At 46.7% G+C, this 21,378-nt stretch carries 16 protein-coding genes; 8 read left to right on the forward strand and 8 right to left on the reverse strand.

The features are described from left to right. Window positions 1-156 precede the first annotated feature (156 nt). From MHB49_RS05925 to MHB49_RS05935, 3 genes are read right to left on the reverse strand one after another with little or no spacing between them, the layout of a single operon-like run. Window positions 157-1,344: a Ger(x)C family spore germination protein gene (locus tag MHB49_RS05925; protein WP_405155414.1), complete on the reverse strand. Its 1,188-nt coding sequence runs from the start codon at window positions 1,342-1,344 to the stop codon at window positions 157-159. Continuing rightward, window positions 1,341-2,438 carry a GerAB/ArcD/ProY family transporter gene (locus MHB49_RS05930; RefSeq protein WP_405155415.1) on the reverse strand — a complete coding sequence of 366 codons (1,098 nt, stop codon included), beginning with the start codon at window positions 2,436-2,438 and terminating at the stop codon, window positions 1,341-1,343. The genes MHB49_RS05925 and MHB49_RS05930 overlap by 4 nt, the downstream gene beginning before the upstream one ends. Before the next feature lie 19 nt (window positions 2,439-2,457). Beyond that, window positions 2,458-4,152: a spore germination protein gene (locus MHB49_RS05935; RefSeq protein WP_405155416.1), complete on the reverse strand. Its 1,695-nt coding sequence runs from the start codon at window positions 4,150-4,152 to the stop codon at window positions 2,458-2,460. 346 nt (window positions 4,153-4,498) lie between these two features. On the opposite strand from MHB49_RS05935, the gene MHB49_RS05940 reads away from it, so the two are divergent. Continuing rightward, window positions 4,499-6,331, forward strand: coding sequence for an ABC transporter ATP-binding protein (locus MHB49_RS05940; RefSeq protein WP_405155417.1), 1,833 nt, complete (start codon window positions 4,499-4,501; stop codon window positions 6,329-6,331). Then, window positions 6,312-8,153, forward strand: coding sequence for an ABC transporter ATP-binding protein (locus MHB49_RS05945; RefSeq protein ID WP_405155418.1), 1,842 nt, complete (start codon window positions 6,312-6,314; stop codon window positions 8,151-8,153). Before MHB49_RS05940 ends, MHB49_RS05945 begins: the two co-directional genes overlap by 20 nt. Before the next feature lie 70 nt (window positions 8,154-8,223). Here the strand turns inward: MHB49_RS05945 and MHB49_RS05950 are convergent, their stop codons facing one another. Further along, entirely contained in the window at window positions 8,224-9,198 is a 975-nt protein-coding gene (locus tag MHB49_RS05950) for an NADP-dependent oxidoreductase (RefSeq protein WP_405155419.1), read from the reverse strand. Between the two features lie 178 nt (window positions 9,199-9,376). On the opposite strand from MHB49_RS05950, the gene MHB49_RS05955 reads away from it, so the two are divergent. After that, window positions 9,377-9,940, forward strand: coding sequence for a TetR/AcrR family transcriptional regulator (locus tag MHB49_RS05955; RefSeq protein ID WP_405155420.1), 564 nt, complete (start codon window positions 9,377-9,379; stop codon window positions 9,938-9,940). 123 nt (window positions 9,941-10,063) lie between these two features. Here MHB49_RS05955 and MHB49_RS05960 read toward each other — a convergent pair whose 3' ends face one another. Then, window positions 10,064-12,055 carry a DUF4832 domain-containing protein gene (locus tag MHB49_RS05960; protein ID WP_405155421.1) on the reverse strand — a complete coding sequence of 664 codons (1,992 nt, stop codon included), beginning with the start codon at window positions 12,053-12,055 and terminating at the stop codon, window positions 10,064-10,066. A 652-nt stretch (window positions 12,056-12,707) separates the two neighbouring features. Here MHB49_RS05960 and MHB49_RS05965 point away from each other — a divergent pair. From MHB49_RS05965 to MHB49_RS05985, 5 genes are all read left to right on the forward strand, one after another. Next, the gene (locus MHB49_RS05965; RefSeq protein ID WP_315794662.1) at window positions 12,708-13,808 is read left to right on the forward strand and encodes a Gfo/Idh/MocA family oxidoreductase; all 1,101 of its coding nucleotides are present in this window, start codon (window positions 12,708-12,710) and stop codon (window positions 13,806-13,808) included. Window positions 13,809-13,819: 11 nt separating this feature from the next. Further along, window positions 13,820-14,710, forward strand: a complete 891-nt coding sequence (locus tag MHB49_RS05970) for a carbohydrate ABC transporter permease (RefSeq protein WP_072735121.1) — start codon at window positions 13,820-13,822, stop codon at window positions 14,708-14,710. 12 nt (window positions 14,711-14,722) lie between these two features. Next, entirely contained in the window at window positions 14,723-15,556 is an 834-nt protein-coding gene (locus tag MHB49_RS05975) for a carbohydrate ABC transporter permease (protein WP_099855528.1), read from the forward strand. 85 nt (window positions 15,557-15,641) lie between these two features. After that, complete coding sequence (locus tag MHB49_RS05980) at window positions 15,642-16,985, forward strand: ABC transporter substrate-binding protein (protein ID WP_405155422.1); 1,344 nt, start codon at window positions 15,642-15,644, stop codon at window positions 16,983-16,985. Between the two features lie 253 nt (window positions 16,986-17,238). Beyond that, on the forward strand, window positions 17,239-18,267 hold the full coding sequence (locus tag MHB49_RS05985) for a LacI family DNA-binding transcriptional regulator (RefSeq protein ID WP_405155423.1): 1,029 nt from the start codon (window positions 17,239-17,241) through the stop codon (window positions 18,265-18,267). Window positions 18,268-18,327: 60 nt separating this feature from the next. On the opposite strand, the gene arr is transcribed toward MHB49_RS05985, so the two are convergent. The 3 genes from arr to MHB49_RS06000 all read right to left on the reverse strand — a co-directional run bounded on the left by arr (window position 18,328) and on the right by MHB49_RS06000 (window position 21,210). Next, complete coding sequence (arr, locus tag MHB49_RS05990; RefSeq protein ID WP_192263961.1) at window positions 18,328-18,744, reverse strand: NAD(+)--rifampin ADP-ribosyltransferase; 417 nt, start codon at window positions 18,742-18,744, stop codon at window positions 18,328-18,330. 291 nt (window positions 18,745-19,035) lie between these two features. Beyond that, window positions 19,036-20,180 (reverse strand): IS3 family transposase gene (locus MHB49_RS05995; RefSeq protein ID WP_111620854.1). Its coding sequence is split into 2 segments (ribosomal slippage): window positions 19,036-19,907 and window positions 19,907-20,180, totalling 1,146 coding nucleotides; the frame shifts between segments, so codons are not numbered across the junction. 124 nt (window positions 20,181-20,304) lie between these two features. After that, window positions 20,305-21,210, reverse strand: a complete 906-nt coding sequence (locus MHB49_RS06000; RefSeq protein WP_405155424.1) for an AraC family transcriptional regulator — start codon at window positions 21,208-21,210, stop codon at window positions 20,305-20,307. Between the last annotated feature and the right edge of the window lie 168 nt (window positions 21,211-21,378).

Consider the following 21,378-nt stretch of genomic DNA (forward strand, 5'->3'; position numbering starts at 1 on the left):
TTACCCGGAGCGGATTTAACGCTTAGCCCCGATCTGCTGAACGCCGGAATGGGTGAATGTCTCCCGGCGCAGCCGCTAAAGATAAGATCTGATCGAGCAGCGCCTGGCGAACGCCGGGCACTGCTTCATATACCCCCTTGATTTTGGAGGGCATTATCAATTCGTGGTTATCGTAGAGGCTCCGAAATCTTCAATGTCCACCTTCACCTCAAAGGTCACGGGTACGGTTGCAAAGACTTGATCCCAATGGTCCTTCACTTGCTCCCACATATCGGGGTGTTGAATTCGCAAGGCTTGGCCCATATGTGCTACCTCCACCCGCATTTTTTTCATCTTGGATACCGTTTGCTGTGCCAGCTCCTTGATCTTGTCCTGAACAACACCTGCTTCTTCGCGCAGTTTCTGATCCTTCATTTTATTTGCATCAGAAACAAAGCTTTCAGAAAGGCGACCCACCGATGAAATTTTCACATGGAACGAAATGTCGTTTTTATTAACGTGAGCCTGAATATTGCTTTTTGCCGATTTGATCTCATAGACGAAATTCCGTTGCGAACGGGAATCGGTACCTTTTACAATCCCACCTGTCAAATCTCCTGTAATCCATTGCAGTCCTTCTACATCCATTTTATTCAGATATCCTGCATATTTTTGTGTGTTCCCCCTGATAACCCCTGCACCAGACAGTGTGATTCCATCCCTAATCCTGATGACGTTGGGTAACACAAAGCTGGACCTCGATTTTAGCGGTCCGATCACTTTGGCGAGAGTTACGGGCTTGACGAGGCGATTGGTGTGGCTGCGGTTGTCAAAAAGATCTTTCAGCATGAAGGCTGGCGTTTTCCCCGATATCATTTCCTTGAACACATCGCTTGCTGTACCGGTGCTTGTTAAGAGCAGAATACTCAGTCGAATGTCGTTATCCGCCAAATAAAAATCCAATAGTTCCTGAAGGGGAACTTTTTGAAGTAATTCCGAACTAATAACAATGGTTTTAAGATGAAATCCTGCCGGAGACTGATTGCTGAGATAGGATTCTCTTGTCATTTCCATGATTGAATCGCCAAGCTCTTCTTCATTATAAAACTTGTTTCCCTGTGAAGGAGAGCCTGAACTGCTTGCCTCTTCCGGAAGAACGAACTGAACAGTTCTTCGAATCTGATATTTCGGATGTTGTTGCTGGGTTTCTCGGACCGACGTCTCCGTTTTCTGAGGTTCGGCATCCAACGCAATGCCTGCTTCCAAATTCCTCTCCTCAATGGGGGAACTGCTCCAGCAGCCAGCAAGCAGGAAGCAACATGTAATCAAGCAGGTGTATCTCAAGCGACGCTTCCAACTCTTCATGGAGAATTCACCCGCCAACGTGAAATGAGAAGCAACAGTACAGGCAAGCATGAGAACAAGACCAGATTGGCCTTACCTATGTATGCTCCCAGAGCAAAAACTTCGTTGATGTCTTTAGGTAACTGGGAAATGAGGCAAATGAACGGCAAAATCAGGAACATGCTTATCCTGTAGGATAAATTGAAAATTTGGGAAACGCCCAGAGCTGCACAATAAAAAATAATAGAAAAAATGGAGAAAATCTGAAGTATCCAGATAGCCAAGAGCAGGGATTCGAATCGTTCCAGCAGGAGGTCTTCGAATTCCACGCTGCGGGCAAGATCGAAGAAAGGCCAGGTGCGCGTCAACACCCCGTCCAGGGAAAAGACCCCAATACAGATGATTACGGCTGACGTATAAAAGATAACGGCAAGGCCGATCCCCAAGCCCATGACTTTAGCTGCTTTCTTGGGAGCCTGCATCCGACTCAATACAAACAGGAAACATTCGCTTCCGCTGAAGGCGAGTGTAGTGGATGGAATGCCCTTCATGATCGGTGTCCATCCCTTGGCAACGAGGGGACGAAGATTATTCATATCGAAAGCGGTAAATCCTAAAGAATAGATAAGAATAAGCACGGTTATGGATATGGGAATAATAATCTGGCATAATCTCCCGATTGTGCTGATACCCTCCATGCACAAGTATAGAGATATCCAGACAAAGCAAGCCAATATCGCCCATCCTGGTGTCCCCTCCAGAAGATAGAAGGAAGCCATTTCTTCCATAGACCTTAACTCATAACTGGCAAGATGAATGTAATATAGAACGACAACAAGCCCGATGCATTTTCCGATAAGCTTGCCAGTAATTTCTTGTACGTATTCATAAAAGGTGAAATGCGGATATCGCTGGCCGAGCAAGATAATGATCCAGGCTGTGCAGAAGCTGAATATGCCCCCCAGAACAACCGATATCCAAGCGTCGACAGTGCTTACTTTGCTAATTATCTCCCTTGGCAGGGTAAACAATTCCGCTCCAATCATGAAACAAAGAATAAGCGCTAGCGTCTGTAACGTGGTTAACTGTTTCGTTTCAGGAATTCCGGCTGACATCAGGAATGCTCCTTTCCATCTAATCTTTGCGTTTGGATTCCTTGGGCTTGAGCACCTCGGGACGATATTTCATGAATTGCAGAGGTACACGGATCACATAGTCTTTCCAGTCTTTCAAGGACTGGGGGACGGCCAGATTGACATAAGAAATGCCGAAGCTTTTCAGCTTGAGCATATGGATGGTCAGGAAGAGAAAAGACATGATTACACCATACAATCCGAACATCGCAGCGCTAAACATAATTGGAAAACGCAGCAGGCGCATGGATAACCCTGCGCTGTACATTGGCGTCGCAAAGGAACAGATGGCTGTCACGGCAACGACAATGACCAAAATGGGACTGACGATTCCTGCATTTACCGCAGCCTGTCCAATGATCAGTCCACCTACGATTCCCATGGCGGGACCGATAGGTTTAGGAAGTCGCAGTCCTGCTTCGCGCAATACTTCAATAGCGATTTCCATGATCAGTGCCTCAATGAGTGTCGAAAAGGGAACGCCTTTCCTTGTGGCGATGATGGAAACAACCAATTTGGTTGGAATCAGGCCGGGATGAAACGAAATAAATGAAATGTACAGGGCAGGAGCGAAAAGGGAAATGAACGTGCAGACAAAACGAAGAATGCGGATCAGCGAGCCAGGAAGCCAGCGTTCATAATAATCCTCCGGGGATTGTAACATCATGGCATAGGTGACGGGCATTAACAGCGCATAGGAAGAACCATCCAACAATATGGCTACTCGACCTTCCAGCAAGGAACTCATAACCCGGTCAGGGCGTTCTGTATTTTGTATTTGGGCAAATGGACTCAAAAAATTGTCTTCGATGAGCTGTTCCACATAACCGTTCTCCAATACTTCATCCACGTCAATGGTTCTTATGCGCCGTTTGACCTCTGCCACCAACTCTTCATTGGCAATATCCTTGAAATATATAACCATCAACTTTTTTTGCACCCGCTTACCGACTTGATAGGACGTCATGGCAAGGCTTTTATTTTCTCCGTGTCTGCGCAACATGGCCGTATTGTCGCTTAACGTTTCGGTGAAGCCGATTCTTGGTCCGCGAAGAACGGCTTCTGAGATGGGTTCCTCTACGGAACGGGTCTGGCCGCGAGAGCTTCCCAACAGCAGGGCACCTGGCATGCCTTCAACTAACAGCATGGTGGAACCGAACAGGACTTTTCGTAATGCTTGATGGACATCGACGATCCATTCGGTCTCCGAAATTAACAAGACTTGTTGTACAAGGTAATCCTCTAGCTTTTCATTTCTAATATGTTCATCCGTTAAGGGCTTACTTGCCCAGTCCAGAAGCGGCTTTAATATATTCTGGTCGAGTCCCGGTTTGTCGGTAAGGCCGTCCACAAAAAACAAGATGCCTCTGGCTTTCAAATTTTGGAGAAAGATCGTTCTCTCGTTGACATCATCCATATCCAGAGCAGCTTTCCTGAATTTGTCCAGGTTAAGTTGATAGTCATCCGTATAAGAAAGTATTTCCTCATCTGATGCTGTTCGCGTATCGCCCGAGTCGAGTCCTCGTTGGTCTTCCCGTTGTATTTCCTCTAATTTTTGTTTTCTTTGGCTGTAAGCCCCATCAAATATTTTAATCTGTCTGATGGTGAGTAGAATGAGCAGTGGAACAGCCGAAAGAAAAAAGACTTCCATTAGCACTCCCCATTTGGGTAAATGGTTCAGGATGAATTGTGGCATCACAAGGCCTCCATTTCCAGAATATCCACGTTGGTTAATAGAGTTGCCAAAGATAACAAAATAATGCATTACTAAGGGGCAATACGTATTGTACCCATTTGCATTCCTGATTTAGGCACGCTGCTCTGTTTTTTTATCATAGATCGATGTTCCCATGTCCATTTTAGGTTAATAATTAAGAAGGAAAGTAAGATATTAGCGATTTGGTCGTTCAAAATGCGATATAATAAGCGTATTGGATACGTGAAATTTTACATAGAGTTATGGAAAGTGACTAACGGAGCTGGCTGCGTGGACACAAAAAATGAGTCACGGTAACAAGCGCTCCGGGCCGGAGGAATGGTAAATGATCAAGCTGTTGTACTACTTGAAGAAGTATCGAGTCGCCGCCATCGCAGCACTGGTCATGATGCTGATTGAATTGACGGTCGAATTGGCTCAACCCTATCTGATCTCGAAGATCATTGATAACGGTATCCAGCAAGGAGATCTGGCCGTAGTTTGGCTATGGGGTGGGGTGCTCGTGGGTAGTGCCGTCGTGGCGTTTGCCGCGGGTATTGCGAGTTCGTTTTTTGCGTCACATGCGAGTCTCGGCTTCGGTTATGATCTGCGGGAGAAGCTGTATGACAAAGTGCAAGCGCTCTCTTATGCCGTCTTTAACCGTTTTTCTACATCATCCCTGATTACCCGATTGACCGGGGACGTTACACAGGTGCAGGATACGATCTTTATGAGTCTGCGATTCATGACGCGTGTGCCGCTCGTAGTGATTGGCAGCATGATCATGGCGGTTGTGGTGAATCCGAAGCTGGGTCTGCTGCTCGTGGTGATGGTGCCTGTATTACTTGTGGTTGTCGTCTGGATGATCAAAAAGGCGGCGCTGCTGTTCCGCAATGTGCAGCGCAGACTGGATGCCGTGAACGGAGTCATCCAGGAAAATCTGACAGGCATTCGGCTGATCCGTGTCTTCGTCCGGATGGGCCACGAGATTGAACGCTTCGCCACATACAGCGGCAAGCTGATGAAAGGCACGATCTCCGCGCTGCGCCTGACGGAGACAACGATGCCATTCATGCTGCTCATGATGAATGGTTGTATCATCGCCGTGTTATGGTTTGGACGTCGTGACATCATTACCGGGAGTGCAACCGTGGGTGAAGTCGTCGCCGTCATTAACTATCTGCTCCGCACCATTGGCGCAATGTCTGCACTTTCCTGGATTCTGGTGACCTTCTCCAGAGCGAGTGCTTCGGCACAGCGGCTTAACGAAGTTTTTGATACAGAGGATGTATCGGAAATGGCACAAGGTGAAGGGGGAGGGAAAGCCGTACACACAGGACAAAAAACAAAGCAATCAACAGAGCAGCCAAGTCTTTCTTTAAAACAAGATCGTTCCGTACAAGCTGGGAAAGGAAATCCTGTTATCCAGGGTGCAGTTGATTTTCGGGGTGTGGGATTCAGCTACCCGGGCAGTGAGATTACCGTATTGGAAGATATTACGTTCTCAGCGAACCGAGGTGAGCGTATCGCCATCTTGGGAGCGACGGGTTCGGGGAAATCCTCACTGGTTCAGCTCATTCCAAGACTTTATACCGAAGATCAGGGCAAGGTTCGTATTGATGGCAAAGACGCAGCTCGCCTGGATATTGCTTCACTGCGTGGAGCTATCGGTTATGTACCGCAGGAAGTGGTTCTCTTTACCGGATCGGTAAGAGATAACATCGCCTGGGGGCGGGAGGACGCAACGCTCGAAGAGATTAAGGAAGCAGCGCGGCGTGCCCAGATTCACGAGACCATTGAGAAGTTGCCAAATGGCTACGATACACAGCTGGGTCAGCGGGGAGTCAATCTGTCGGGTGGACAGAAGCAGCGGCTCTCGATTGCCCGTGCATTGATACGTCGTCCGAGTATTTTGATTCTGGATGACAGTACAAGTGCACTCGACGTAGCGACAGAAGCAAGGCTGCTGGATGCGCTGGAAGAGCTGTCATGTACAACGTTCATTATTACGCAGAAAATCAGTTCAACCACCTCTGCGGATCTGATTCTGTTGTTGGACGATGGGCGTCTGATTGGTCAGGGGAAACATGAGGATTTGATGGATTCCTCCGAGCTGTATCGCCGAATCTATGAATCACAATACGGGGAGGGTACACCACATGTTCAAAGCATTCACTGAACCTTTCCGTCAGCCCCCACCGTTGATTGATCCCGAGACGCTGAAGGCGGGTGGAGGACGCAAGCCTAAGGCACGGGCGAAGAATTGGTCTGGTACGTTAGGCCGGATCTGGACGTATCTGGCACGTCGCAAGGTCAAGCTGGCTATGGTGCTGCTAATGGTATTTGCCAGTTCTGCACTCGCTTTGCTTGGACCTTATATGGTCGGTGTGGCTGTGGATAAATTCATTGATGGAGAAGCAACGAGTTCCAGCTGGACGACATTTTTATTGGGTCTGGTGGCAGTCTATGTTCTGTTCTCCCTGACATCATGGCTGCAAAATATATGGATGATCGAAATTGCACAGGAGACCGTGTTCCGCATGCGGTATGATCTGTTCGCTCATCTGCACAAACTGCCGATTCCATTCTTCGGCAAGCGTCAGCAGGGTGAGATTATGAGCCGGGTTACGAATGACATCGAGAATGTCAGCGGTACGCTGAACAGCTCAGCCATACAGATTTTTTCCAGTATATTAACCTTGCTTGGCACGTTTGGCGTGATGCTCTGGCTAAGTCCATTGCTCACCTTACTTACATTTATCGTAGTACCGCTGATGGCTATTGGCATGCGCTGGATTACACGCAGAACCGGGCCGTTGTTCAAGCAGCGTCAGCGCAATCTGGGCGAACTTAATGGGTACATTGAGGAAACATTGTCCGGGCAGAAGATTATCAAGGCATTCTCCCAGGAAGAGCGGGTCATTCGCGGGTTTGAGGAACGAAATACAAACATCCGGTTGTCCGGTTTCTGGGCGCAGACGATCTCCGGCTTTATTCCCAAGTTGATGAATGGTCTGAACAACCTGAGCTTTGCAATTGTTGCAGGCATCGGTGGAATTCTGGCGATTCAGGGTTCGGTTACAGTCGGGGTGATTATCATCTTTGTGGAATACGCTCGTCAGTTCACACGTCCGCTTAACGATCTGGCAAACCAGTGGAATACGCTGCTGTCTGCAATTGCCGGGGCAGAGCGGGTGTTCGAAGTCCTGGATGAGGATGAGGAAGCGAAGGATGAAGGCGCAGCGGTGTCTATGGACAAAGTGGAGGGAGCCGTTCGCTTTGACAAGGTATCCTTTGGATACGATGAAGGGCGTAATATTTTGCATGAGATCAACTTTGAAGCGAAACCGGGTGAGATGATTGCTTTGGTAGGCCCGACTGGGGCAGGGAAAACGACATTAATACAGCTGTTATCCCGTTTCTATGATGCTACAGCCGGTACGCTTACAGTGGATGGACGTGACATTACGACCATTCGGCGCGAAAATTTGCGCTCGCATATGGCATTTGTCCTTCAGGATTCATTCCTGTTCCAGGGCACGATTCGGGAAAATATCCGTTTCGGTCGTCTGGATGCGACCAATGAAGAGGTGGAGGCTGCTTCAAGGCTGGCGAATGCGCATTCGTTCATCGTGCGGATGAAGGACGGATACGACAAAGTGCTTCAGGCTGACGGAAGTGGTATCAGTCAAGGGCAGAAGCAGCTGCTTGCGATTGCCCGGGCAATTTTGGCTGACCCGTCCATTCTCGTGTTGGATGAAGCAACAAGCAGTATCGATACCGTCACGGAGATCAAAATCCAGGAAGGGTTACAACGTCTGATGCAAGGCCGCACCAGCTTTGTCATCGCCCACAGGCTGAACACGATTCGTCAAGCCGATCGAATTCTCGTATTGAAGGATGGTCAGCTCATGGAGCAGGGTTCCCATGACGCATTGCTGGAACAAGGCGGCTTCTACAGCGAGCTGTATTACAGCCAGTTGCGGAACAGGGCGCAGTAGTAAAAAAAGAGCAAGTACCTGAACCTTGGAAGCGTTCGAGTACTTGCTCTTTTTGCTGCTTGAAGGAAGGTCATCTGTTAATAGAATCCCTCTGAATGACTAATTTGCCTCTCTTGTTCCGTGTGTCATCATATTCGTAAGCTTCGGCTACACCTTGGCGGGTAAAGGGAAATACGTTGTCCACATGTATATCGAGCTTATTGGTCTGAATCCAATAGATAAACGCTTCCCAGTCGTTGGCAGTGGGGGTGATCAAAGCAAACTGGGCATCAATCCTACGAATGAGAGGTTGCTTCGCAATAACCGGATTAACAAGAGAAACGAGTGTCCCGTTATCCTTTAATATGCTGTAATTTTTCATTTCTGTGGCTCCGATTCCAGTGACTTTATCGACAACCGGGTCACGAACCATATCCAGCACGACATCAACAGGACTCAAAGACTCCGCAAAGTCGGTTGTTGTATAATCAATCACTTCGTCGGCACCGAGCTGAAGAACAAATGGATGATTATGGGCCCGAGCCGTGGTTATCACATAAGCGCCATGCTGTTTGGCTAATTGTATGGCGATGTGTCCTACGCCACCTGCACCGGCGTGGATCAGAATACGCTGTCCCGGCTGCAGCTTGCCATAGTGAAATAAGGCTTGCCAGGCCGTCATGCCGGACGCAGAGACCGAAGCGGCTTCTGCATCGGAAAGGGACTGCGGGGTCACAGAAAGATCACATTCTTCCACAGCGACATGTTCAGCGTAACCACCTCCTGTACGAGACACCGCAATGACGCGATCCCCGATTTTTACACGAGTAACCTTTTTCCCTGTGGCCACGACGATTCCAGCTATGTCGACTCCAAGAACATAAGGGAATTGGGTGGGCATGAAATGCCGGAATGTTCCGGTCCTGATCAGTTGATCCGCTGAGGATACTGTGGTCGCCCTCATCTCCACGAGCACCTGTGTATCGGTAATATGTGGTATATCGCGCTCTTGCTCCACAAAAATCTCCGAGCCTCCATAGTTCTCTATCACTATTACTTTCATCATTATAGTCCTCCATTCGGTATTGCTAGCTGTCAGTTGATTTGTTCTCAGCCGTTCAATATAATGATCGTACTTATAAAGGGATTGGACGACAATTGTTAAAACAGTGGAATGTGTACAATATTGAACACATTCCACTGTTTTGTTCGATCTCAGATCCTGATATCAAAAAGGAGTAGGCATGGATAGAAGAATACTAAAATCACGTGAATCGATTATAGAGGCTTTTATTAAACTACTGTCCGAGAAAAATTTCGAGCAAATCACGATTAATCAAATCGCAGAACGAGCCAATGTAAGTCGTGGAACGGTTTATTTACATTTTATGGACAAGTTTGATTTGTTGGATCAGTGTATAAAATCCCATTTGGTGGAACTGATCGAGAGCAGTTTCTTCTGCGGAGTCACTGGCATATTTCCTTCCAAAGGAGCTCTGCTGCACAGTTTTCGGTATCTGAGAGAACATGCCCTATTCTATGGTGCAGTGTTGGCCGATCAAAGTGTCCCGAAATTTCGAACTCGCTTGCAGGCTGCTCTGTTGAGAGGACTGGATAAACAAATCGACATGAGTGGCATCAATCAGGGAAGGAACAAGGAGATTATGCTTCAATTCCTTGCTTCCGCGCTGGCTGGCATGATTGAATGGTGGATTACCTCAGCCGAACCGTACTCCGCAGAAGAATTGGTTGATGAATTATGGATTCTGATGGAACGCAATCAAATGATACCTGTGCCTAATGTATAGGGGGAAAGTTGCTGGGGGCTTACTGATTGTTGTGTTCGGTTGATGGATAGTTATCATCCAAAAAAGAAAGAGCAGGACGAAGGGCGCTGCCCCCCATTCCTGCTCTTTTCATGTGAACTCCGTTTACTTCGTTACACTGCTCAGTTTGAACGAGCCGTCGGTCAGCTTGTTTGTATTGGCAAAGTCCACGCCAGGTTTATTTGTTTCCGGATCAATGATCGCAATCGCGATATCATAGGTTCCGGCAGCCAGACCGGAGACCGGAATGGAATCAGTCAGGGTATAGGTGCCCGTTTTCCATGTGGTCAGATTAACAGTTGTTGTTTTCTTGGCGACCACGGTATTGCCGCTGCGCAGTTGAATTTCAACCGGCCAGGCAAATGGGAAGTGCTGTACGCCTTTGTTTTCCACTTTAATGGTTGTTGTAAATGCGCTTCCGCTAATGGTGGATGGGTGCGAGATCTCCTTCACGACAAAGTGGTAACCCATCCGTTTCTTGAGTGCATCAATGTTAGCCTGTAATGCATGATTCAGAGGAAGCGAGGCAGGGGAATTCGGCCCCAGCCAGCTTGGTTTGCTAAGTTCCGTTTGACGCAACGTTTCCGTGAATCCGCTACCGGTAGTTAATGCCGCAAGCATGCCGGAAGCTCCCCCGTAAAATTCGCCTCCTGAGATACGTGTCTCCCAGAAGTTCGGATGTCCTGGCTGCTGCTGGCCGATATCATCCCAATAACCGTTCTGGGTACCTGTGTACCAGCCCCAATCGGCATCAAAGCTGTCTTTATGTCCAAACACATCGTTGAACATGCCCATGACCATGCCTTTATTATTGGTTTTGGCGAGGGCGATACTGCGCCGGATCAGAACCTGCATTTTGTCCTCTTTGCCGGCAAAGGCATCAATATAATGCTGAACATACTTGTTCGAAATGTCATTCGTAGGGAAAGTGCCTGTATAATTGGTCTCGCCATTTGGTCCGACATAAGGCCAGGTATGGAACTCGCCCCAGTGTCCAAGGGAACCGATCTGGATAAAAGCGACCGGGCGATCGTTGGTATTGTACCTTGCCGCAATGGCCTCAATGGCTAATTTGTGTCGTTCTTGCAAATAGGTAGAGTTGTAGTTGGGGGAGAAGCCCATGTTGTTTCCCGTACCCATGCCTCCGGTTGTATCGTTGTATACGGTTCCAGGCGATTCTCCACGGGCAATCATGTCATTGTAGAGCCAGTCCGGAATATCCCGGTGAGCCTGTCCAGTCGGGCTGTCCAGAATGAAGCGAAACACCACTTTGACGCCTTTGCTTTTCCAATAGGCAAAATTGTTGGAGGCTTCAATCGCACTGAAATCATACGTGCCTTTGGTGGACTCAAGTTCCTTCCAGGTCACTCCGGTATATACGAGCCTGTGCGGCTGCGCATACGTCATGCTCTTAGACGAAGGCGCCCAGCCTTTGAATGGATTGTTGAGAGGGCTGTCCAGCTCTACGGGATTCACTACGGTATTGTTCCCCGTACCACCACCCGATCCAGCTGAGGTCAGAAGATAAGCGGGCAATGTTTGTCCAGCCGCAGGCAGTCTCGACGTATCTGAGCTGTTGTCGATATACCCGACTCGCACCGTGCTGCCTGCACTGATTTGCAGTGTGGAGAGAGGAATAGCGACCTCAATGACGGTAGAACTGCGGTAGAATTGGGAGCTGGTCAATGTGCTGTTGAAATTCCAGACCCAGTCCGTTCCGCTGCCGCCATACCGGTATAACCCTGTATTTTCAAGCAGCCACTCCACACCTGTAGCCCCCCATCCCGCAGCCTGATAACCGGTTGACGTATTGTTATCGGTATTGATCCAGAAGTTTCCCATCGTTGTACTTAGGCCTGAGCCTTGAATAAGCAGATAGAGGTTGGTCCCATCATTGGTTACTTTGAGCGTCTGGGCAATGCCACTATTGGTGGTGAGAGAGCTAACGCTGCTCCAGTCGCTGACATTGCCATCAATGGTGATGGTTGCAGCAGAGGCTTTGGGTAAGGCTCCCGCAGGCAATAGCAGGGTAATCATGAGGACAAAAGCCAAAAACAGTCCAAAGCTCCGCTTGCTTTGTTCAAATAATCTTGTCATGGTCTACCTCCTGAATAATGGATTTTGAATGATAAAAATGATAACTCGTTCTGCCCACCCCGAATTTCGTTATGAGGGGAGAGTTAGGAGAGGTCAACTCCTTTCTGATCCGCATGAAGTAGCAGAATAGTAACGTTTTATGTAAGAATCATGGTAGTAATCGGGAAATAAACAATTAAAAAGGTGTGATTTTGGTTTGCGGCAAATATAAAATGTGTTTTTAGTTCTTAGATTCCGTGTCTAAATTGCATTATAGGGGATGATTACAGGAGATTCAACAGATATTTTTCCAGAATTTATTGTATTTTCTATTGAAAATAAGCGTATTTCATTGGATTTTGAACATGATTATTTATAACTTTAATATAATATTTGCCGCAAATAAAAATGAATACAAATTAAAGTATATGATAATATAATAAAAATGTAAACGCTTAATTTAAGATAAATAAAGAGTTATAATGTTTAGTAGTATATAAAACAAACTCTAAATATGTTGCCGCAAAATAATTTAAAATTTAGCCAAAATCAATTGACAAGGAATTAAAACTATTTTACTATCGTTACATAGTCACAGTCTTGTTAGATTTATTGACATTGAGTTGGCTTCATGGCATTTGCCGCAAATTAACGAGCAACGGAGAGTGTAAGCATGGGGAAGATAAAAATGGCTTTTATCGGTGTAGGAGACATGGGGTCACATCATTGCATTGGTTTTGATTTGCTTGAGGATAGTGAGGTTCGTTATATCTGTGATATGAATGAAGCCAATGTGGCACGTACGCTGGCTGAACTTAAGAACAGTAATCCTACCATCGTTAGCGATTATCGTGAGCTGCTTGCCAAGGAAGATTTGGATGCGGTGGTCATCAGTGTACCGAACTATTTGCATCGTGAAGTGGCAGTCGCTTTTCTGGAAGCTGGCAAGCATGTATTTCTGGAGAAACCGGTCGCCCATACCATTGAGGACTGTGATGCCATTATAGAAGCGGCGGAAGCCTCGGGACGGGTTTTGCAGATCGGATTGGTATATCGGTATTCGAATCTGTATCGCAGAATGGAGAAGGAATTGGAGAACGGACGTCTTGGTGATGTGAAATTGATGTGGTGCAAGGAATTCCGTGATCCGTTTCCGCCTGCGGATTGGTTCTATGACAAGACCAAGTCTGGGGGAGCGATTGTAGAGAAGGATTGTCATCACTTCGATATTTTCAACTGGATGATCCAGGCGAAGCCTGTCCGCGTGTTTGCCTCTGGAGGCCAGCATGTCATGAAGCAAGGAGAGCCTAATCGGATTCAGAATTCATACAGTCACTATCCGACGAAAGAAATTTCGGATACCTCCATCGTTGACCATGCCTTCATCACCATTGATTATGACAACGGCAGCAAGGCCAATCTGGGCCTGTGCATGTATCTGAAACCGCGAAATCTGATGGGAGAAGGGCTTGAGATTGGCCTGATCGGAGAGAACGGCGGCCAGATGGTTGCCCGTAATGACAAAACAATTGATATCGTTGGCGGGCAGGACTGGACGAAGGACCATCTCGAGATTGATGTGACGTCGGATTCCATTATGGGTGGACACACGGGTGGACAGACCCAGCGCATTGATTTTTTGAAATGTGTACAGGAAGGCAGACAGCCTTTTGCTAGTGCGCAGGTTGGTCGTAACGCGCTGCTTATTGCTCTGGCGGCAGAGAAATCCATTTTGGAAGAACGGTACGTCTATTTAGAAGAAATTTCAGGCTGAGGGGTGTCATCATGAACAGGTTGAGAAAATATGACACACTGCTGTTTTTTCTCTTCATTTTGCCTTGGATCATCGGATTTATTACCTTTTTCCTGTTTCCTTTCGGAACCTCGGTTTTCTACGCCTTTACGGATGCGAGACTTCCGGGAGCAACCAATTTCAACTTTGTCGGCATTGATAATTTTACGCACATGATGGATGATCCCATCTTTTTGAAAAGCTTGATGAACACGATGTTTTTCGTTGTATTCGGTGTTCCGATCGTTACGGCGGGCATGCTCGGTCTGGCGATGCTGCTTAATTTTAATGTCAAAGGCATTGCCTTGTTCCGCACCTTCTTCTATTTACCAACCCTGGTGCCTATTGTGGCAACGGTCATTATTTGGCGGCTGGTATTCAACTCCGAATTTGGCATTCTGAACGCCGGACTTGGCGCGCTGGGGATAGGCAAAGTGGACTGGATTGGCGGGGAGCATACGATCAAGCCGGTCATCATCATGCTTCAGGTCTGGATCTCCGGCAGTGGCGTACTGATCTTCCTGGCTGCACTGAAAAATGTACCCAGACATCTGTACGAAGCTGCTGCCATTGACGGGGCGAGCGGGATACGCCGATTTTTCCAGATTACGCTGCCGATGATCAGTCCTTCCATCCTGTTTGTCATCATTATTCAGACGATGTATAACTTTCAGATGTTTACGGAAGCACTGCTGCTATCTAAGGGTGGGCCGAACTACTCGGCTTATACGTTTGTCTACAATATTTATAAATCGGCCTTTACCGATCTGAAATTCAGCATGGCGATGACGCAGTCGATTTTCCTGTTCGCCGTGATCTCGCTTGTCACCCTGATCCTGATGAAAGTATCGAACCGCTTTGTGTATTACGAGGGAGAACGATAGGAGGAGAGTTACATGAACAGCCGAAAAATAGCGGTAAAAGCGTCTCAATATACCATGCTGATTGTAGCATTAATGCTGTTCGCAGGGCCTCTGGTATGGATGCTCTCGACCATGCTGAAAACCAAAGCGGAAACCTACAAGGTACCTCCAACCATTCTGCCGGACACATTCAGTCTGGAAGCTTTTGAACGGTTGTTCGCTGTCCAGCCGATGATGTGGCAGTGGATTCAAAATTCGTTTATCATTTCCTTCTTTGTTGCAGCGGGAGCGGTGGTGTCCAGTTCACTTGTCGCTTACGGTTTCTCCCGTTTTGCAACCAAGTATCGGAATATTCTGTTCCCGGTAGTGCTTGTTACCTTAATGATTCCTCCATCCATTATGATGATTCCCTCGTACGTCCTTTTTTCCAAGCTGAACTGGATTGATACCTGGTTGCCGCTCATTGTGCCAGCCTGGCTCGGAGGCGCCTATTATATCTTCCTGTTCCGACAGTTTTTCATGACCATTCCCCAGGAGCTGGACGAGGCTACATATCTCGACGGCGGCAATCGCTGGACGGTATATGCACGGGTCATTATGCCGCTGTCCAAACCCATTATTATGACAACCATTATTTTTGCCTTTGTGAACTCCTGGCTCGATTTTCTTGGGCCGTTCCTGTATATCAAAAATGCAGAAATGTTCACGCTGAGCGTGGGCTTGCAGCTGCTGATTGGACAGACGAGCCAGGATTTGCCGGCGCTCGCTGCGGGTGCATTTATCAGTATTGTACCTATCGGTCTGCTGTATCTGTTTGCACAACGTTATATTGTCGAGGGGGTGGTGCTTACGGGCACCAAAGGGTAGAATGGCTGCCTCGCTTTCCGGTTTTCGGGTGGATAGAACTTTTTTGACTTTTTGATATGACATGACTTAAAGGGGAGCTGTGTATATGAGAGCGAAGAGTAAACGGCTATTCAATGTATGGGCACTTGTACTTGCGACAATGGTAGTAATTAGTGGATGTGGAAACGGGGGATCGTCCGAGAATGCCGACTCTTCTGGTTCCGGCAGCAGTCAAAGCGAACCTGTAACGATCACATACTCCCAGTGGGGGACGGCAGAAGAGCTTCATCGTACACAGGAACTGCTGGATCAGTTCATGAAGGCCAATACCGATATTAAGGTCAAACTCGAAGGCAAGGATTGGGGCAGCTATTGGGACGGACTGACAGCGAATGCAGCTGGGGGCACACTTCCGGACGTGTTCAAAACAAGTTATGCATACGTGGAGAAATACGCCGAGCTTGGCATCTTCAAGGAATTGGACGGCTTGCTGGCGGAAAATCAGTTTGATCTGAACAATGTGGACAAAAGTCTGCTGGGACTTCACCAGTATCAGGGCAAACAAGTATCCTTGCCGATTGATGCCAACGTCATCGTCTGGTATTACAACAAAGCGATCTTTGAGAATGAAGCCACCAATCCTCATAAAGCTCCCGTTCCATCGCTTGAGCCAACGTGGGATGAAATTACCGACATTGCAACCAAGCTGACGCTGGATAAGAACGGAAAAAGCGCAGACGAAGCGGGTTTTGATGCCGCAAACATTGTGCAGTGGGGCTTGTCCATTTCACCGGGATCAACGATGGATTGGTTCCTGGAGCCGGAGCTGTGGTCCAACGGTGCGAAGCTGGTGAATGACGATGGTTCCCTTGCGCTTGAAACGCCTGAAGCGATGGAAGTGCTGAACTATTTTATCGATTTGACCAAAAACAAAAAGATCAACACCACACCTGCTCAGATTGAAGGTTTGGGTGGACAGGTGAACCTTGCGATTACGACATCCAAAGTAGCAATGAATCCGGGTGGCAGCTGGAATACAACCAACTACCAGGAGGCTGGGGTGGATTACGGTATCTCCTATTTGCCAAAATTCAAAACCAACCAAACCGTTGTTCAGCCAGCAGGTCTTGCCATCAGCTCTAATACCAAGCATGAAGAGGCGGCATACAAGCTGCTCGCTTGGCTGGCAGGTCCGGAAGGACAGACAGAACTGGCGAAACAGGGATACTCGATTCCGGCGAACAAGGCTGCAGCGGATGCCTATATTGCCACTGTAGGTGAAGATAATAAAATCTTCCTGGATGCGCAGCAGTATGGCATTGTATCTCCCTTTACAACCAAGAAAACTGATCTGGTCTGGACGTATGGTGAGCAGTCACTCAAACTTCCACTTGCCGGAGATGGTGATCTGAACGCAGCGCTTAAGGATTTGACCTCTAAGATGCAATAAGCAGATAAAGAGATGGGAAGGCTTCATACGTATTCTTAAAAAGGATTAAATTTGCGGCAGTTATGGGGGATAGCAAGCTCCCTGACTGCCGCTATTATTTTATAGAAGACTGTGCCCACGCACCATTTCATTGACTTCTGGCCAGTAGAAATATAGAATTATATTTGCCGCAAATTTGTGTTTGAAGAGATGAAATTGCCCCAATACGAATGGGGTTTAAATACATAAGTTAGAGGAAAGGTGGGGACTTCACATGGCAAAATTGAAGGATATTGCAGACCGCGTTGGTGTATCGATCTCTACCGTTTCACGTGTGATGAAGAACGATGTCAATCGATCGGTCAGCGATGAAACCCGCAAAAAAATATGGGACACCGCTGAGGAGCTGGGCTATCGTTCACAGCGTCCAATCAAGAAGAAAAAGGTCCAGCCCAAAACGGCATATGCGATCGGCTGTGTGGTTGCCATTCCCCAAAATAAATACAACAGCCCTTATTTTTCAGTCATTATGGAAGGCATTGAAAAGCAGCTTGCTGAAGCGGGCATGCGTCTGGAATTTGTGTACAGCATCGAAAACGATGGGGATATCGTGCAGCTGCAGTCTCTGGTAAAGGAACATCAGATTGATGGCATGATTGTGGTGGAACGGATTGATCCGGAAGCCTATCGCTGGCTCAAGGCCAATGTACGAACTGTTGTGGGTGTGGATATTACGGACCCGGACATTCCGGTCGTTGGTTATGATCGTGAAGAGGCAGCGAGGGAAGCAACGAATCATCTGATTGCCCAAGGTCATCGGATCATTGCCTACATTGGTGGAGCAGAATTCAAGAATGATTTCCTGGAGGAAAAACGGTTTCTTGGTTATCGGCGTGCCATGACTGATGCGGGATTATCTATTGATAATGATTGGGTGATCGATGTGAAATGGGATGTTTCACTGAGTTATGAATTGACCAAGCGTGCATTTACCAACAATGCGAACAGACCTACTGCCATTTTTGCGGCCAGTGATATGATGGCGATTGCGGCCATGCGTGCTGCAACGGAACAAGGACTCCGCATTCCGGAGGATATCGCCTTTTTTGGGGTAGATAATATTGAAATATCCGAATTCACCTCTCCGCCGTTATCGACCATTCATGTTCCCAAGCTGGAGATGGGCATGTTCGCAGTTAAACAGCTGCTCGATTATCTGGATCATTCATATGAAGTAGCTGTCAAAATGATCGTTCCGTACCGCTGTATATTCCGCCAGTCTTCCAATGGCAAAAAAGAATAGCTTTCAACCAAAGAGTTCCCTTGTCCAGATTTAGGACGAAGGGAACTCTTTGGTTAGGAATTAATCGTAAATCACATTTTTCCCTTCTTCACTTAATTTTTTTAAAGATGTAAGCATGTGATTTATCTCTTCATCGGAGTGTCTTTCCCATGAAGCTAATTCAGCTACTATTTTTAGAGGTGATTTAGATCTGTATGAGCGTGTTGGATTTCCGGGAAATCTTTTATCCGTTAAGTTAGGATCATTTTCAAAATCTCCTAATGGCTCTACAATGTAGATTCTTTCTTTTGCATTCGTTTTTGCTAATTCAGCACCCCACTTGGCAGCATTTAATGTTCCCGTAAAGTAAATGTGGTTAGATTTTTTGTCTTGGTAATTGGATAAGTATTGCGGTTCTAACAAATCTCCAATTTTCAGTTCTGCTTTAGTACCATGAAAAAAAGGTCCATTATCTAAGACATTTTTTTGGTCATCCATACCGATGCACCTCTTCTTTTTAGATTTGTATTTAGCAGTATAGTGTAGGAATTGCAAAAAAAACAGTCTATAAAAAACATATAAAAAACATATAAATAACGGTATAATCTAAGTAGAGGGAACGATATTGAGCGGAAATTATCTATATAAGCTGAATGAAAGGTTATGATTTGGCACGGAAAAATGAACTGAAAATAATATAAGAATCGTTGGAGACGTTATTTCAAAAAAGCATGGGGCAGACGGGACTGCACCCCTTTTATGAGACAGAGATCAAAACACCTTGCAAGTTTAAGCAGCCAGTCTTCGGAAATTTATCGGAGACTGGTTATTTAGTTTCGCTTGAATCCGAATTAAGTTATAGTAGGTGATGTAGTCTCGAACGGTCTGTTCAACGATGGCTGTCGTTGTGCACCTGAGATCTTCGAGGTAAAACGTTTCAGACTTTAGTGTGGAATGAAACGACTCAATGGGGGCATTATCAGCGGGCGTTCCTTTACGGGACATGCTCATGGTAATGCCTTTTCCCTTTATTACGGTTTGGTAAACTTGAGAAGTATACACGCTACCCTGGTCGCTGTGGAGCAGCATATTTGTCCGCTCTGGAAGTTGGTCTAGCGTATCCAAAACCAAGGATGTGTCCTGCTTGTCCGCTATACTGTAAGCGACAATCTCTCCGTTGTACAGATCCAAAATGCTTGAAAGGTATAACATTTTATTACCGAAAGGCAAATAAGTAATGTCGGTCACCAGTTTTTGAAAAGGAGCTTCTGCATAAAATTTGCGCTTGAGTAGATGTTCTGCAGGTTTTGCAGGTTGCCCCGTGTTCTTTCGTTTTTTCATTCTCACTCGGCATTGTAAATCCTCGCACTGCATAATACGCTGTACTCGTTTATGATTTATGGGACCTTCAATCCGAAGCAAGGCAGTAATTTTTCGATATCCATACCGGAACTTGTGCTGAGTACAAAGCTGAGCTACTTTCTCGACCATCGGATCTGGATGCTTGCTCTCACAGGTTGTCTTCCAGCGATAGTAGGTCGCTCGAGCAATTCCAAGCCATGCACAAGCTTCAGATATGGTCACTTCTTTACGAATGGACTCGACCCAAGCGATGACGACTTCTGCTTCCACCTCTTTTCCAGTTCCTTGTACTTTTTTAGTAGATCGAGTTGTTGCTTTAAGAATCGGTTTTCTGCCTTCACTTTTTCCAGTTCTGTCGTGTGTTCTGGACCTCTTCCATAGCTATATTGCTTACCAACCGGTTGCTCTAAGCGATTTAATTCTCCTTTTCGATACCATCTCATCCACGTTTCTATCTGTGTCTTATTTCGTATTCCAAGCTGATCCATAACTTCTTTCACGGGTATCTCTGCCAATCTCATTTCTATGGCTTTCATCTTTAATTCCACGGGATAACTCACTCTTGTTGCCATTACAAAAACACCTCCAAGATGGTCTCCTTATCTTACGACAAGGTTTCATTCTCTTGAAGGTGTTTTGATTTGTCTCACGTTATGGGGTCAGTCCAGACTGCACATTGGCAGGCTGCTCTTTTTTTTATAGCATTCTGGACAACTTCCGGTATTCCCGGGGTGAAATGCCCTCATATTTGCGGAACATACGGCTGAAATAATGAATGTCAGGGTAACCGCTTTGTACACCCACAGCCTCGATGGAATAATCCGTTTCCCGCAGCAGTTTGCGTGCCTCGCTCAGGCGGATGGATTGAATATATTCGTTGGGCGGCATGCCCGCCATCTGTTTGAACAATTTGGCCATGTGATCCACACTCAGGTTCATTTGTTTGGCAATGCTCGAATTGGTCCACGGGTCGGATGGGGCGACCTCTATACGTTTCATAAGTTCAAGCAGCTTCTCTCCGTGTACCGAATCATGACGCGTCGAACTTCGCCAGGATGAACGCAGCAGATGAGTTAATATTTGCAGCATCAAGGCTTTGCATACCAGTTCATATCCCGGTGGGCGCATCGTAAATTCATGAACTAGTTGCTCCATAAGCTGCACGGCAGCTGGAGAAGGGGTATATACCGGGTTGGAAGATAGCGGCGTCATGCCCTCTGCGCAAGCTTCCACACCGAATTTATGATGCTGAACTGTCTCCTCGTTCACAACCATGTCTGCCTCGGTCTGAATGGTCAATTCGTTGAAAAAATCAAAGTGAATGCCAATAAAACGTGCTTCCGGGCTGGAGACCACTTCATTCTGATGATAGACCCCGGCAGGTAGCATAATGAGCTGACCTGCCTTCAAAATATGGTGTTTATCGTTCATATAAGTGGCAGCTTCACCTTGAGAGACGTACAGAAGTTCAAAATCATATAGACGCCGCTTGGCCAGTTTGCCGGGAGGAAGGCTCTGAAACTGAGCGTAATGCACGTTGGGAGACCATTCCTTGTAATTGGCGGTTCGCTGCAGAGGATATACCGCTTGTTGGAGAGACATTCCAAATCATCTCCTTTTCTAAGAATATAGGTTGTAATTTATCAAAATAGATCAGCTGAAACTGAACGGAATTGTGCAAATAATCTCTTTATCTCCTAAATCAATGTTCACGTAAATTATTTATAATATATGTATTATCACATGTTCTTACGAGAGAGACAACATCAC

The sequence above is a fragment of the Paenibacillus sp. FSL K6-0108 genome, from assembly GCF_045040695.1.
Classification (GTDB): domain Bacteria; phylum Bacillota; class Bacilli; order Paenibacillales; family Paenibacillaceae; genus Paenibacillus; species Paenibacillus pabuli_B.

What these genes read in the sequence shown, in the direction of transcription:
- MHB49_RS05950 (WP_405155419.1), bottom strand. Translation starts at nt 9,198, where the DNA reads ATGATGAAAGTAATAGTGATAGAGAACTATGGAGGCTCGGAGATTTTT.
- MHB49_RS05945 (WP_405155418.1), top strand. Translation starts at nt 6,312, where the DNA reads ATGTTCAAAGCATTCACTGAACCTTTCCGTCAGCCCCCACCGTTGATT.
- arr (WP_192263961.1), bottom strand. Translation starts at nt 18,744, where the DNA reads ATGGATGACCAAAAAAATGTCTTAGATAATGGACCTTTTTTTCATGGT.
- MHB49_RS05925 (WP_405155414.1), bottom strand. Translation starts at nt 1,344, where the DNA reads ATGAAGAGTTGGAAGCGTCGCTTGAGATACACCTGCTTGATTACATGT.
- MHB49_RS05965 (WP_315794662.1), top strand. Translation starts at nt 12,708, where the DNA reads ATGGGGAAGATAAAAATGGCTTTTATCGGTGTAGGAGACATGGGGTCA.
- MHB49_RS05935 (WP_405155416.1), bottom strand. Translation starts at nt 4,152, where the DNA reads ATGCCACAATTCATCCTGAACCATTTACCCAAATGGGGAGTGCTAATG.
- MHB49_RS06000 (WP_405155424.1), bottom strand. Translation starts at nt 21,210, where the DNA reads ATGTCTCTCCAACAAGCGGTATATCCTCTGCAGCGAACCGCCAATTAC.
- MHB49_RS05960 (WP_405155421.1), bottom strand. Translation starts at nt 12,055, where the DNA reads ATGACAAGATTATTTGAACAAAGCAAGCGGAGCTTTGGACTGTTTTTG.
- MHB49_RS05955 (WP_405155420.1), top strand. Translation starts at nt 9,377, where the DNA reads ATGGATAGAAGAATACTAAAATCACGTGAATCGATTATAGAGGCTTTT.
- MHB49_RS05930 (WP_405155415.1), bottom strand. Translation starts at nt 2,438, where the DNA reads ATGTCAGCCGGAATTCCTGAAACGAAACAGTTAACCACGTTACAGACG.
- MHB49_RS05970 (WP_072735121.1), top strand. Translation starts at nt 13,820, where the DNA reads ATGAACAGGTTGAGAAAATATGACACACTGCTGTTTTTTCTCTTCATT.
- MHB49_RS05940 (WP_405155417.1), top strand. Translation starts at nt 4,499, where the DNA reads ATGATCAAGCTGTTGTACTACTTGAAGAAGTATCGAGTCGCCGCCATC.
- MHB49_RS05980 (WP_405155422.1), top strand. Translation starts at nt 15,642, where the DNA reads ATGAGAGCGAAGAGTAAACGGCTATTCAATGTATGGGCACTTGTACTT.
- MHB49_RS05975 (WP_099855528.1), top strand. Translation starts at nt 14,723, where the DNA reads ATGAACAGCCGAAAAATAGCGGTAAAAGCGTCTCAATATACCATGCTG.
- MHB49_RS05985 (WP_405155423.1), top strand. Translation starts at nt 17,239, where the DNA reads ATGGCAAAATTGAAGGATATTGCAGACCGCGTTGGTGTATCGATCTCT.